At 29.6% G+C, this 13,638-nt stretch carries 11 protein-coding genes; 3 read left to right on the top strand and 8 right to left on the bottom strand.

Annotation, left to right across the window (positions count from 1 at the left end; translation table 11 throughout):
- Positions 1-76: 76 nt before the first annotated feature.
- From modA to H8S10_RS07960, 3 genes are read left to right on the top strand one after another with little or no spacing between them, the layout of a single operon-like run.
- A complete protein-coding gene (modA, locus tag H8S10_RS07970) occupies positions 77-862 on the top strand; it encodes a molybdate ABC transporter substrate-binding protein (RefSeq protein WP_186838516.1) in 786 nt (261 codons plus the stop codon).
- Between the two features lie 32 nt (positions 863-894).
- A complete protein-coding gene (modB, locus tag H8S10_RS07965; RefSeq protein WP_186838515.1) occupies positions 895-1,578 on the top strand; it encodes a molybdate ABC transporter permease subunit in 684 nt (227 codons plus the stop codon).
- Position 1,579: 1 nt separating this feature from the next.
- Positions 1,580-2,626, top strand: a complete 1,047-nt coding sequence (locus tag H8S10_RS07960) for an ATP-binding cassette domain-containing protein (RefSeq protein WP_186838514.1) — start codon at positions 1,580-1,582, stop codon at positions 2,624-2,626.
- Between the two features lie 171 nt (positions 2,627-2,797).
- Here the strand turns inward: H8S10_RS07960 and H8S10_RS07955 are convergent, their stop codons facing one another.
- From H8S10_RS07955 to H8S10_RS07920, 8 genes are all read right to left on the bottom strand, one after another.
- On the bottom strand, positions 2,798-3,097 hold the full coding sequence (locus H8S10_RS07955; RefSeq protein ID WP_186838513.1) for a hypothetical protein: 300 nt from the start codon (positions 3,095-3,097) through the stop codon (positions 2,798-2,800).
- A complete protein-coding gene (locus H8S10_RS07950) occupies positions 3,069-3,290 on the bottom strand; it encodes a DUF308 domain-containing protein (RefSeq protein ID WP_186838512.1) in 222 nt (73 codons plus the stop codon). Before H8S10_RS07950 ends, H8S10_RS07955 begins: the two co-directional genes overlap by 29 nt.
- 137 nt (positions 3,291-3,427) lie before the next feature.
- Positions 3,428-3,895, bottom strand: a complete 468-nt coding sequence (locus H8S10_RS07945) for a MarR family transcriptional regulator (RefSeq protein ID WP_186838511.1) — start codon at positions 3,893-3,895, stop codon at positions 3,428-3,430.
- 21 nt (positions 3,896-3,916) lie between these two features.
- Entirely contained in the window at positions 3,917-4,624 is a 708-nt protein-coding gene (locus tag H8S10_RS07940; RefSeq protein WP_186838510.1) for a lysoplasmalogenase, read from the bottom strand.
- Between the two features lie 377 nt (positions 4,625-5,001).
- Positions 5,002-5,859: an AraC family transcriptional regulator gene (locus H8S10_RS07935; RefSeq protein WP_055263693.1), complete on the bottom strand. Its 858-nt coding sequence runs from the start codon at positions 5,857-5,859 to the stop codon at positions 5,002-5,004.
- A 166-nt stretch (positions 5,860-6,025) separates the two neighbouring features.
- On the bottom strand, positions 6,026-10,033 hold the full coding sequence (locus H8S10_RS07930; protein ID WP_186838509.1) for a pectinesterase family protein: 4,008 nt from the start codon (positions 10,031-10,033) through the stop codon (positions 6,026-6,028).
- 383 nt (positions 10,034-10,416) lie between these two features.
- Positions 10,417-12,237 carry a CotH kinase family protein gene (locus H8S10_RS07925; RefSeq protein ID WP_186838508.1) on the bottom strand — a complete coding sequence of 607 codons (1,821 nt, stop codon included), beginning with the start codon at positions 12,235-12,237 and terminating at the stop codon, positions 10,417-10,419.
- A 159-nt stretch (positions 12,238-12,396) separates the two neighbouring features.
- Positions 12,397-13,638, bottom strand: a complete 1,242-nt coding sequence (locus H8S10_RS07920; RefSeq protein WP_186838507.1) for a HAMP domain-containing sensor histidine kinase — start codon at positions 13,636-13,638, stop codon at positions 12,397-12,399.

The raw sequence follows: 13,638 nt of genomic DNA, 5'->3' as shown, positions 1-13,638 counted from the left end.
TTTTTCTAATTATTTTATAATAAACGTAAATTAATAAAATACTATAAAAAAATACAAATATAAAAGGGAGTTTATCATGAAAAAGTTTAGTAAAATTTTATCTCTATTACTAACATCATCTTTAATATTATCTTCAGTTGGATGTGGATCAACTAAAAAAGATGATACTACTTCAGTGGAACTTACAGTGTCAGCAGCTGCAAGCTTAAAAGAAGCAATGGCTGAACTTGAACCAATCTTTACTGAAAAGAACCCTAATATTTCTTTAACTTTTAACTTTGGAGCATCAGGTTCACTTCAACAACAAATTGAACAAGGAGCACCTTGTGATGTATTTATATCTGCTGGTAAAAAGCAAATGAAAGCTTTAGCTGATAAGGATTTATTAGAAACTGATACAAATAAAGATTTAGTAAAAAATAGATTAGTATTAGTAAGTACAGATAATACAACTGTTACTAGCTTAGATGACTTAACTACTGATAAAGTTAAGCAAATTGCCGTTGGTGAGCCAAGTTCTGTTCCTGCAGGAAAATATGCTGATGAAGTTTTAGAAAACTTAGGAATTAAATCTGAAGTAGAATCAAAACTTGTTTTTGCAAAAGATGTTAAAGAAGTTCTTGCTTGGTCAACTTCTGAAAATGCAGATGTTGGATTTGTATATTTAAGTGATGCTTTAAGCAACAATTCTGCTAAAATAATAGAAACAATTTCTGAAGATTTACATTCACCAATTACTTATCCTGTTGCTGTAATAAAAGATAGTAAAAATGTTGATGCTGCAAAAACTTTTGAAGATTTCTTATTTACAGACGAAGCTCAACAAGTATTCGAGAAATACGGATATAATAAAGTTCAATAAGTTCATTAATAATCAACCTTGGAGGAATTAACATGAGTATGAATCTGTCACCTTTATGGATATCCCTTAAGACAGCCTTTTTAGCAACAATAATAACATTTATACTTGGTGTAGCTGCCGCTTACTGGATAGCTAATTCTAAAAATAAACTTAAAGGACTAATTGATGGTTTATTTACTCTTCCATTAATTCTTCCACCAACTGTTATAGGATTCTTTTTATTACTTATATGTGGTAAAAATGGTCCCGTAGGTAAGTTTTTATTAAACTTTGATATTACTTTAATATTTTCATGGACTGCTACTGTAATTGCAGCTACTGTAGTTTCTTTCCCTATGATGTATAGAACAAGCAGGGCTGCTTTTGAGCAAATTGATATTAACGTAATATCTGCTGCTAGAACTTTAGGCTTAAGTGAAATGAAGATATTCTTTAGAATTGCCCTTCCGCTAGCTTGGCCTGGAATTATTGGTGGATTAGTTCTTTCTTTTGCAAGAGCTATGGGTGAATTCGGAGCTACCTTAATGCTTGCTGGAAATATTCCTGGAAGAACGCAAACTATGCCTCTTGCAATCTTCTTTGCAGTTGAAGGTGGAGATATGAAAACTGCAATGCTTTGGGTATTAATAATAGTAGCAATATCATTATTTATGATAGTAATTTTAAATTATTGGTCTGATATTCAATTAAAACTTATGGGAAGGAGAAAGAGATAGTATGTCATTATTAATAGATATTGAAAAGCACCTTCCTACATTTGATTTAAAAGTTAAGGTAAATCAAGATAACGGGGTCCTTGGATTTCTAGGAGCATCTGGTTCCGGTAAAAGCCTTACCTTAAAAACTATAGCTGGTTTAGATAAGCCTACTAAAGGTAAAATTATCGTTGATGGAACTGAGTTTTATAATTCAGATAAGAAAATAAACTTATCACCACAAAAAAGACAAGTAGGATTTCTATTTCAGAACTATGCGCTCTTTCCTAATATGACTGTATCTGAAAATATTCAAATTGGTTTAGGAAATCTAAAAGGCAACGAAAAATCTAAATTGTGTAAAGAATATATAGAACGTCTTGACCTTGGAGGATTAGAAAAACATTATCCTTGGCAATTATCAGGTGGACAACAACAAAGAGTTGCTTTAGCTAGAGCCTTAGTAATCTCACCCAAAATCTTACTTTTAGATGAACCCTTTTCAGCTTTAGACCATCACTTAAGACACTCTATGGAAAAGGAACTTATGTCTATATTAAAGGATTATAACGGAAATGTTATATTTGTTACCCATGATATAGAGGAAGCCTTCAGGGTATGTGATAATATAATAGTTTTTGATAAAGGAACTGCTTTAAACAATAGAAATAAGCTAGAGTTATTTAACTCACCTAAATCATATGCTGAAGCTAAACTAACAGGCTGTAAAAATATATCACCTGCAAAAGCTACTTCACCTAATAAAGTTTATGCTGAAAGCTGGGGGTATGAGTATACTGTTAATTCTTCTTTAGATGCTGATATTAGCTATGTAGGAATAAGAGCTCATCATATAGAGTTATCAACTTCTGATGACGAAGTAAACTCTTATCCATTTATTGTAGAAAATATAATTGAAAATCCTTTTGATTATACTATTTACATAAAGAATCCTAATCTAAAGACTGGAGATTTAATAAGATTTTCTTTAGATAAAAAGAAACTTAACTTTAAAATATCAGATATAATAAATGTAAAGTTTCCAAAAGAAAGTTTATTTTATTTTTAATAATATTTAAGGACTGTATCAAAATTAATTTTGATACAGTCCCTTTTTTCAATTAATTCTATCATATTTTATTTTTAATACATAAGTAGTCTATGCTTCATTTAAAGTATCAGATACTATAAATATAATACTGCTTAAAGAATGTTTGTTTATTTTTTTAGTACATATTAATCAAACTAGTTCCTCTTCTCCAGAATGTATTTTTATAATTTCAAATATACCTTCAATAATTAATTCAACACCTAATATAACAATATGTTCTAAAGCTTTTCCTAAGGGATCAAAAATTAATAAAATAGATAAGGTAAATTCAATAACTGCTTTCAATAAAGCTACAATACCTCCTTCTTTTTTATGAATTTTATATAACGCCTCATTTAAATAATTTGCAGATTTATTTAGTCCTAATAATCCCCAGAATATAACTACTACAACAAATGCATCATTCTGCTTTATTAAATTTCTTTCCATTTAAATCTTTATGATGGTCCTCTTTAATTCCTTCTATAAGCTTAACTACACCTTTTACTAATAAAACTATAGCACATACATCTGTTAGCCATTTGTATATTTCTTCATGAAAAAATATACATATAACTCCATTTATAATTATTAAAATAGTTGATATATAGTCCCAAACTCTTGAGCTAATCTTTCCTTCCATTTTATCACTATCTTTCTATATAGTTATATTAATTGATATATAGTTTGCCCAAATATATTATTAATATAATAATTATATTGATTATATTTATAAAAAAAAGCACTCTATCCCTTTAAGAATAGTTGTGCTTTTTCATTTTATTTTTCATTTAAGTATGAATCACAAATCATCTCAAGATTATCTGTAATATAGAAGAAAACACGATAAAAGTTTTTTCGTTCATCTTCATCTAAACTTTTAGAAGCATTAGCAACTGCCTTAGCTATGGCTTCATTTATCTGATTATTTATTTCCTTACCTTCCTCTGTAAGTATAATTCTTGTACGATACTTACGACTAGGATATGTCTCAGAATATTTTACAAATTCCTTTTTAGTAAGCTCAACAATTGTTCTTGATACAGCTGCCTTATCCTCAATACATAATTTGCATAACTCTGTAGCTGTAAGTCCTTCTGGATTCTTACCAAGATAGTACATACACATCACATGACTTGGTTTCAATCCCATACGCTTAGTTTCAGCAAGCTTAATTTTTTGGATACACTTATATGCTTTTGCAACAGAAGTTGTAAATGACTCGAAACGCTCTATAACTTCAATCATAGTAATACCATTCCTTTCATTTTAAGAAGCTTTTGACATACTATTATTTTTCTCTTGTTTTGATGAATTAACACAAGCATATATAAATAGTGACATTGCAAGTAAAAATTGAGCTGGATAATATGTACTAAGACATAAATAAGAAGCAACTGAAATACCTCCAAACAAATCTAGCATCAACATAAAATCTGATATAAAGAATAATATACTTCCTATTGCAACTATGATATTAACCTGATTCTTCTCCTTTAATAAATTTGAAATTGCCTTACCAACCATAAATGAAATAATAATAGCATAAGTACAACACACACTTTGCATTAAAGAACCTCCAAAATCTAAAAATGGAGTAAATAATATAATAGTTACTGAAATCAATGAAATACAAATACCACATATTAAATCTCTAATGTTAATGGTCTCTAGCATACAGTAAGATACTAGATAAAATATATGTCCAAGAGCAAATACTGCTGTACCAAGATAGAAATTAAGTACAAGTAATATATCTCCTAGCATAGCACATACTAAAGCCACTATCATCCATATCGGAAATTTCAAGTTATTTTTATTCTTAAAACAGTATACTAAATTTATAACTCCTGCTCCAACAAACATAATACTAGCAATAGATTTAGCAGGTAATCCACCACCAAACATATAACAAACATCAAAAACTAATATAAAAATTAGCACAATAATATTTGCCAATATAAATGATTTCCTCATAATTTTCACCTTTCAATACGTCTAAAATTTGTTGAATTATCAACAATTTAAAATATATCAACAATTTGTTGAGTTGTAAACAACTCCATATTTTATGATATATTTATTAAATGAAAATATTGTGTATCTAAACTAAATAAAAAAACGATAAGCTACGTTAAACAAACATATCTTATCGCCTCTTTTATACTATAATATTACTTTCTAACTCTTCTTATAAATAGAATCCTACTATTATTAATAAAACTGTCATAGCTCCAGCCATTACGGAAGATGTTCCTCTTTTATCATTTGCTTTTCAAATAACCGTATAATGTTAGAATATCCTCCTACATTTAACTACTTCTGCTTATATATATATCTTATATAATTAATATCTATTTTTTCTTTACTGGAATCCAAATTTCACTATAATAATTTTTATCTAAGATCCCCTTTTCATACTTACTTGGGTCATTATACATTTCTATATTATAACCTGCTGCAATAGTGTATTCTCTTTCATTCGGTAGCCACTCTGAGAATATTTTCTTATTAGCTTCCTGAATTGCCTGTGGACTTGGTCCATAACAAGGGAAAATAGCCCATGTAAACTTAGGAATTGTTTTAACTATATATCCTTCCATTCCATCTTTCTCTTGAGAATAATCCTCTGCAATAAGATATTCAAATTCATCTCCACTCATTTTTTCATCAATGTTAATACCATACATTCCACAAATATCCTTTAATTTTCCTTGTGAAATATGCTCATTCCAGAATGAAGGAACCTCCATAAATGCAGATTCATACTTAAATTTCTTAGATGCTCCTATAACCTTAAACTCATCCTTCTCAACAATTTTATAATCCATAATATATCCACCTTCCAATGAAAATTTGATTCTAAGGGCAACGAAAGACTTTACCATTGCACCTTCTTTACGAACAGCAGATGGTGTAACTCCGTGAAATCTTGTAAAAGCTTTAGTAAAGCTATCTGGAGAATCATATCCATACTTTATTGCAATATCTATTATTTTTTCATTAGTAGATAAGACATCACTGCCGGCAAGCGAAAGTCTTCTTCTTTTAATATACTCACTTAATGAATAGCCACATAACATTCCAAATCCTTTTTGAAAATAAAAAGGAGAAATATTTACTCTATCTGCAATTTCTTCTATGGATAAATCCTTTGTAATATTATCTTCTATATAAGAAATAGCTTCTCTAATACTTTCAATCCATTCCATAATTTTACCCCCTCTTCATTTCGTTAATCTAATATTATCATCGTAAAAGATTGGCTTCCCGATTTTTTAGGCTTTCTTTTGTCCTATAATTATTATACTAAAAAAGTTATAGCAAAAAGCGATAAGCTATGATTTTCTTACATAACTTATCGCCTTTTTTATAATTTTACTTTTTGTCTTTTTTTCTAAATAAGAATACCCCTGCAACTATTAATAGAAGAGCTATTCCTCCTACTGCTACAGCAGACGTTCCACCTGTATTAGGTAAGTTATTAGAATTATTTTCTGTTGTATTTCCACCTACATTATCAGTTGATCCATTTACAGAGTCATCAACAGATTCATCATCTGCAGCATTACCATTAGAATTTCCATTATTGTTATCTTCAACAACTTCATCTACTACTTCTACTGTTACCTTTATCTCTTTAGTTACAGATGCACCTTGACTATCAGAAACTTTGTATACTACTCTGTATTCTCCAGCTTTTGATGTATCCACTGTATTTTCTACTACTTCGATATTTGATGTTATATTTCCATCTTCTTTATCATTTGCAGTTACATCTTCCATTACATCAAAGTTATCTCCTACCTTAATAGTTATATCTTTTGCTACTATTTCTGGTACACTGTTCATTCCTACTAATATAGGTAGTACTGTTACCTTTATTTCCTTAGTTGCTGATGCTCCTTGGCTATCTGTAACTTTATATACTACTTTGTACTCTCCAGCTTTTGCTGTATCTACTGTATTTTCTACTACTTCGATATTTGATGTTATATCTCCATCTTCTTTATCATTTGCAGTTACAGCTTCCATTGCACCAAAATTATCTCCAACCTTAATAGTTACATCATCTGCTGTTATTACAGGTACTTTGTTCATAACTGTTAATGAAGGTAATACAGTTACTGAATATTCCTCTGAAATATCTCCTGCTGATACTGTTATAGTTGTTGTTCCAACAGCTACTGCAGTAACTACTCCATTTTCATCAACAATTGCTACATTTTCATCATTTGTTTTAAATGTTATAGTCTTTTCTGAAGCATTTTCCGGTCCTACTAAAGCATTAATAGTAGATGTTTCTCCAACCTTTAACGTAGCTTCTTTTTCCTCTAATGCTATTGAAGTTACTGGAATAAAAATTCCATATAATGTTTCAATATTAACCTTTGCTTCAACAGAAGTTGGTATCCAATCAAAAGTAAATGCATCATTGCCATTAGTCGTTGCTGAATTTTTAGCAAATACATTATTCATTTCATAATTTTTAACTTCTTCAACAGTTAATTGATTTCTTGTTTCACTTAATTTTGCTCCTAGTCCAAAGTTTCCAAATTCAAAGAAACGTGAGTCTACAGCTAAAGAGTCTGCTCCCATGTCTTCCCATCCTTTAGCAGTTATATGACTTCCCATATAATTATTAACATAAGTTACTGCTGGAGTCATTTTTTGAGTTTGGCTACTTGGTCTCCACGGTCTACCTAAAGAAACTGTATTATCTGCAATTCCTTCTTCCCCTAATAATCTTGAATTTATTATTAAGTATCCGTAAGCATCTTTATCCCATGTATCTGCTGCTGTAACATATCCATTATTACTTGTTGAATTTCTATTTAAAGAAACTATTTCACAATCATTAAATACTGCTTGTGCACGACCAAAAATAAAATCAACATCACCTTCAATATAATTTTTGTAGTAATATTGTCTTGCTGGCACTGAACTACTTGCATCAGCTAATAATGTGTCTTGGTTACCAATAAGTCTAACATTTATAAAAATACTTTGATCTGCTTGGTTATTTAAAGCAACTGCTTGCTCATTATTATTACCTTGCTCTTTAAACTCATTTGCTATAGTAATATTTTCTGCAGTAAATCCAATAGCTTTTGATTTTACTGTTACACTTGCACTTCCACTTGTTCCATATGCTTTACCTGTTTCAGGATTGATAGTCCCATTAGCAGCATCATATGTCCATACAGTATTTTCACTATCTTCACCTATTATACTTATATATGGTAATTGAACTATTGTTTTTTCTTTATAAATACCATTCTTAACAAATATAACAACACGCTCTTCATTTTTAGTGCTTACAGCATTAACTGCAGCTGAAATTGTCTTATATGTTTTTATACCTTCAACAGTATCTCCATCATTTCCGCTGTAATTACTGTCTACTATCATATTAACATTTTCTTTACTTAATCTTACTATATTAAAGCTTTTTAATGTTTTCTTACCATCTTCTGTTGTTTGATATATATTAATAGTATTTCTTCCAAGCTTCAAGTTTAGTACTTGTTCAAAGCTCTCATTAGCAGCTTTAACTTCTGAATCTACTAATACTTTACCATTTTGCTCTATTGTTATAGTTCCATCTTTATCTGTATAACCAGCTATTTTTATAACAGAATCAAATACTGTATCATTTGGTTTTTCTGTAATAGTAAATTTAGCAGCATCTTTTCCATATTGAAGATTTAGTGGATTGCTATTATTAGGCATCGCACTTACTACTTTAGAATCATGACTTATACCTTCATCATTTGCAGCAACAAGCACATAATAATAAGTAGTATTATTAGTTACAGTATTATCAACATATGTATTTCCTGAAACTGTTGCAATTTCTTCATACTGTCCATCTATAGCTGTAGCTCTTTTAACTATATAACTTGTAGCACTCTCTACATTATTCCATGATAAAGCAACATTAGAATCACCAGCTACAGCCTCTACACCCTCTACAGTATCTACTGGCATAACTTCTAAAGTTGAATCGTAGTATACCTTATCTGCAGTTTCTATTTTCACATTATCAAATATAGCTACTGCCGGTGTTGTACTTCCACCATTACTTACAACAAGTCCTACATTCCAAACTCCATCATCTTCCATAGATACATTTTGTGAATTTGTTATAGTATTATTAGCTGGGAAAGTTGGATCTTCTGAAATAAAATATCTAAATACATTTCCTTCTTTTACTATTTTGATATATTTATTTTTAGAATTCGTATCTAATCCATTTATAGCTGCAGCTCCAGCTTTTACATTATCTCTAAAAGCATATCTATATTGATTTGCTCCTGAATCCACATATGCACCAAAATACTGTGCATCATTGGCAGTATTATTATCACGAATAAATACTCCAGCTTGTCCTTTAGGTGCATTGCTCATATCAAAATCTACAAGTCTTGCAGTAATTGTTGCATCACCTTCAACTTCATAATTAACAAATTGGTAATTATCAGTTACTCCATTATCTTTACCTATTAAATTTCCTGAACCTTCTATTGTAAAATTCTTATTTTCTTTATCAAAATTAGCATATGAAGTATTGTTTTCATTTCCAATGCTACTATTTACAAAACCTTCTGGTAAAATACCTCTATCTACAGGTGTCGTAAATGTATTACTATCAAAAACTAATCCTGTAGCATCGGTTATTGAGATATTATCAAAATTAGCTATGGTATTTGAATCTGATTCTCCGTTGCTTACTGCAAATCCAACATACCATTCATCATTATCACTTATAATTTCCTGACCTTTCATCAAAGTCTTATCAGCCGGGAAAGTTACATCATCTGAGATGAAATATTTAAAATCATTTCTCTTTTTAACTAACTTGATATATAAGTTCTTATCATTTGAAGTTATTCCTTCAATAGTTTCTGCTCCTGTACCACCCTTTTCTGAGTTGGCATCAGAGACATCTCTATAAGCATATCTATATCCATCTAAACTTGGTTCTACGTACACACCAAAATAATCTGCATTATCAGTATTATTAGTGCTACGAATAAATACACCAGCTTGCCCACTAGTTGCACTACTCATATCAAAATCTGCAAGTCTTGCAACAATAGTTGCATCTCCTTCAACTTTATAACTTACAAATTGATAGCTATCAGTTGCACCTTTGTCTTTACCTACGTATCCCCCTGTTCCTTCTATATTAAATTGTTTTGTATTATTATCATAATAAGCATTTCCTTCTGCATTGCTACCTATAGCAATACTTGAAAATCCTTCTGGCAAATATGTAAGCATATTTGCATATACTGTTTTCATATCTGGAATAATAAATCCAAATGTAAACATAACCATCAAAATACTACTTAGTATTTGATTTTTTAATCTTTTGTTCATAGCTTTCTCCCTTTCTATTTATGGTAAAATAAAAAACCGGCTAAGATCTAAAACTTATTAGATCTTAGCCGGTTGCACTGCTGACTTTATATATTCTAAGTGCCCATATTACAAATTGTAATTCTCTGTTTCTAATATATTACCATAATTATTAAATACTAAACTATCTTACTATTATTACAGATATTTAGTCTACATCCTATAACTGGCAACTTACTGGGCTATATTGAAATATTTGTATTTTAATGAAGCTTAATCATAGATTTTCAAGGTGTTTTGGGATAATATTCATATATTTCCTTTAAAAATATCCTTATTAGATAGAATATATGTTGGATTTAATTTGTTTCTATTTGCTTACCACTTTCATTATCTCCACTCTATTACTGACTATTTCCAACTTCACCTTCAATATTCTGTTGCATATCATTAGTATTTATATTGGGCTGTTGTTCCATATTAACCCCATTCATATTTGGTGGCATCTGCTGAATATTTGCACCGTTCATATCCGTCGGCATCTGTGGTAGATTTTCTCCATTCATATCAGTTGGCATTTGTGGGATATTTTGTCCATCAATATTTCCTGGGATATTATTCATATCGAACATTCCACCTTTATTTCCACCCATACCCATTTGTTGTTGACCACCTAATACTGATAAATCAACAGTAGTTTCGATAGTACCATATTCTGTTGAAGGCTGTTCACCATTAAGTTGAGCAATTACACTTGATGATCTATCTTGCATAAATGTTCTTAACTCTGAAACTGCACTTTCATATTCATCGTAATTATAAAAAGCTGTCACATCTTCTTTAACATAATCTTTAATCATATTATCAATTTTAGTTACTAAATTATTAAATCCATCATTGCTTATATAATTTTCTATAATTTGATTTAGATAGCTATGATATAATTCTTTATACTCATCAACTTCCAATAACTTCCCTATTAAAGGAGCATCTTCTAATGTACCTGTTACTGGTGAATCAATTGGGAAATTTACTGCACTACTAGCATTATTAACACCAAATCCTGCAAAGGACATATTTAAGTCCCAAGGCAGCATTTCAAATACTCCATCTCTTTCATAAAGATAATAATTATGATACATTCCACCGGAATAACTATCTAAATTAACTAAAAACGTATTTACTGCAAAGTATTTTAATATTTCTTCTACATTTAGATACTCTTCAAGATTTTCCCCCTTATTTAAGTTTTTTATCATATCTACAATCTTTTGATAATCAGCTTCTGTTGTAGTTTTAAATTCAGCGCTTTCAGTTATTGTTGAATAACTTGCTATATCATCATCTATATATTTAAGATCTGCACCCCCATTATTTCCTTTATTAAATCCGCCCATCATTCCTTGCTTATTACCCTGCATATCATTTGGAATTCCTTCTGGAAGATTTTCTGGCATGTTTCCAGGCATACTTTGCATATTGCCATCCATTCCTTGTGAATTACTATTTGATGCTGCTGACTCTCCACCTATATCTTCATTCGTTTGGAAACCAGGCTTTATCATTTCTTCATCTTTTTGACCAATATCATTATTATTCAAATCCATAGTTTCAGGTTTATAAAGATTTCCCTCTACTGAACCATAATATTTTTCTATATATCTTTCATCAATATCTTCTATAGCAAGATAAAATCCCCATGGCTCTCCATTTATACTTATACTTGCATAAGAATACTCTGGAGTTGAGACCCCTAAAGATTCATATATCTCATAAGATAAGTATTCCTTCATGTATGTAGGGTCTTGATAATTATTATTTAAAGCTAATTTTTCTATTCCATTGTATGTTTGACCATCAACATATTTATCAAATTTAATCTTTAAACTATATCTATCTGTAGTATCATCCTTAGCTATATTGCTAAGACTTGAATTTCCTTTAGCTCTTACTCCTACACTATAAAAAGTCTCTCCATTTATTGTTACATTTGCCTCATAGTATTCTTCTGCTGTTGCATTTTCTTTTAAATCCTCCCAGTCACTATCAGCAATTTCAATATTAATATTTGTAATATTATCTTTATCTAAGACAGTATCAACATTTTGTATATTTCCATAACCATTTTCAGTATTTGGATTAAATTTAACTAAATATACTCCAATTAAAGCTAAGCATATAATAATTAATGTAATTAAAATATACTTTGTCTTTTTATCATTCATTATTAACCCACCTCCATATATTTCTATTTCATTCTAATAGATGAATCTTAACATTAACTTAACATAAATAAAAAACTCTACGCAGAATTTATCTGTACCGTATACAGCATCAATTCTCTTTTGCATAGAGTTTATATTTTTACTTAATCTAATTTATCATTACTTTATCGATTTAGGAATTAATAAAGTAAATTCTGTTCCAACCAATTCTTTTGAAGTTAATTTAACCTTAATATCTAAAGTTTTAGAAATAGATTTTAAAAGACTTAATCCTATTCCACTACCGCTTATATTCTTAACTCTCACATCAGCACTTCTAAAGAATCTATCAAAAATACGCTTTTGATCTTCTTCCTTTATACCAATCCCATTATCTTTAACAGTTACTTTTATATTCTTTCCTGCATCTTCAAAACTAAGTTGAATTTTACCATTATCACCAGTATATTTAAAAGCATTCTCGATTAAGATAATTATCATTCTCTTAATTTTATTGTAATCCCAGCTCACTTTCAAATCAGAGTCTACCGTTTTTACTTCAAAGGTCTTCTCTTGAATTTCAGCTAAATCAATATAGAATTCACTTAAATCTGTAACAAAATCATTTAAAGAAAATTCTGTTATATTAATACTTCCATCAACATCTTCCTTTGATAGTAATAGTAAATCACTATTAAGCTTTTCTAAACCTCTTACCTCACTCATCATTTTTGATATATGTTCAAAATTATTATCAATAGTATCTCCCCACTTATTAGCAAGAAGTTCTAGCTTCCCTCTTATTACTGCAAGAGGTGTTCTCATCTCATGGGATGCATCTTGAACAAAAAATACCTGCTTATCATAAGCTTCCTTAACAGGCTTCATTATCTTTGAAGAAAGATAATAAGATAATACAAGTGCTATTATAATTAGTATAACAAAACTTAATATTATTGAACTCATAAGCTGATTTACAGACTGTATCTCTGAATCTACATTTATTAATAATGATACAACTAAATCATTAAATTTAAATTTTATTCCTCTAAATGTATATTCCCCAAAGGTTAAAGTCACTATTTCATCTTCAGAGTTATCAGGAAAAACTGGTAGATTATCAGAGTCAAAATAGTAATTTTGATTCATTAATGCAACTCCATTACCAGTCTGTATTATCATAATAATATTAGGTGGTAACTTAGGTATCCCTCTCACATCTCTTACATCTCTTCCTGTATTCATTGCATTGCTATAAGTATTTCTCTCCTTCATAAGCTGTTGATCTATATGACTAAATACTATAGAAGTATATAAAGTTTTAGTGATTATCGCAAATATTAACAAGCAAATAAATACTATAGATAAACTCAAAATTATTACTTTTCTCTTGGTCTTTAAAAATATATCTTTCTTCATCAT

It is taken from the genome of Clostridium sp. NSJ-49 (genome assembly GCF_014287725.1).
GTDB classification, from domain to species: Bacteria; Bacillota; Clostridia; order Clostridiales; family Clostridiaceae; genus Clostridium; species Clostridium disporicum_B.
This window is presented reverse-complemented; position numbering and strand designations above follow the sequence as displayed.

What these genes read in the sequence shown, in the direction of transcription:
- modA (WP_186838516.1), top strand. Translation starts at nt 77, where the DNA reads ATGAAAAAGTTTAGTAAAATTTTATCTCTATTACTAACATCATCTTTA.
- modB (WP_186838515.1), top strand. Translation starts at nt 895, where the DNA reads ATGAGTATGAATCTGTCACCTTTATGGATATCCCTTAAGACAGCCTTT.
- H8S10_RS07960 (WP_186838514.1), top strand. Translation starts at nt 1,580, where the DNA reads ATGTCATTATTAATAGATATTGAAAAGCACCTTCCTACATTTGATTTA.
- H8S10_RS07955 (WP_186838513.1), bottom strand. Translation starts at nt 3,097, where the DNA reads ATGGAAAGAAATTTAATAAAGCAGAATGATGCATTTGTTGTAGTAGTT.
- H8S10_RS07950 (WP_186838512.1), bottom strand. Translation starts at nt 3,290, where the DNA reads ATGGAAGGAAAGATTAGCTCAAGAGTTTGGGACTATATATCAACTATT.
- H8S10_RS07945 (WP_186838511.1), bottom strand. Translation starts at nt 3,895, where the DNA reads ATGATTGAAGTTATAGAGCGTTTCGAGTCATTTACAACTTCTGTTGCA.
- H8S10_RS07940 (WP_186838510.1), bottom strand. Translation starts at nt 4,624, where the DNA reads ATGAGGAAATCATTTATATTGGCAAATATTATTGTGCTAATTTTTATA.
- H8S10_RS07935 (WP_055263693.1), bottom strand. Translation starts at nt 5,859, where the DNA reads ATGGAATGGATTGAAAGTATTAGAGAAGCTATTTCTTATATAGAAGAT.
- H8S10_RS07930 (WP_186838509.1), bottom strand. Translation starts at nt 10,033, where the DNA reads ATGAACAAAAGATTAAAAAATCAAATACTAAGTAGTATTTTGATGGTT.
- H8S10_RS07925 (WP_186838508.1), bottom strand. Translation starts at nt 12,237, where the DNA reads ATGAATGATAAAAAGACAAAGTATATTTTAATTACATTAATTATTATA.
- H8S10_RS07920 (WP_186838507.1), bottom strand. Translation starts at nt 13,638, where the DNA reads ATGATGAAGAAAGATATATTTTTAAAGACCAAGAGAAAAGTAATAATT.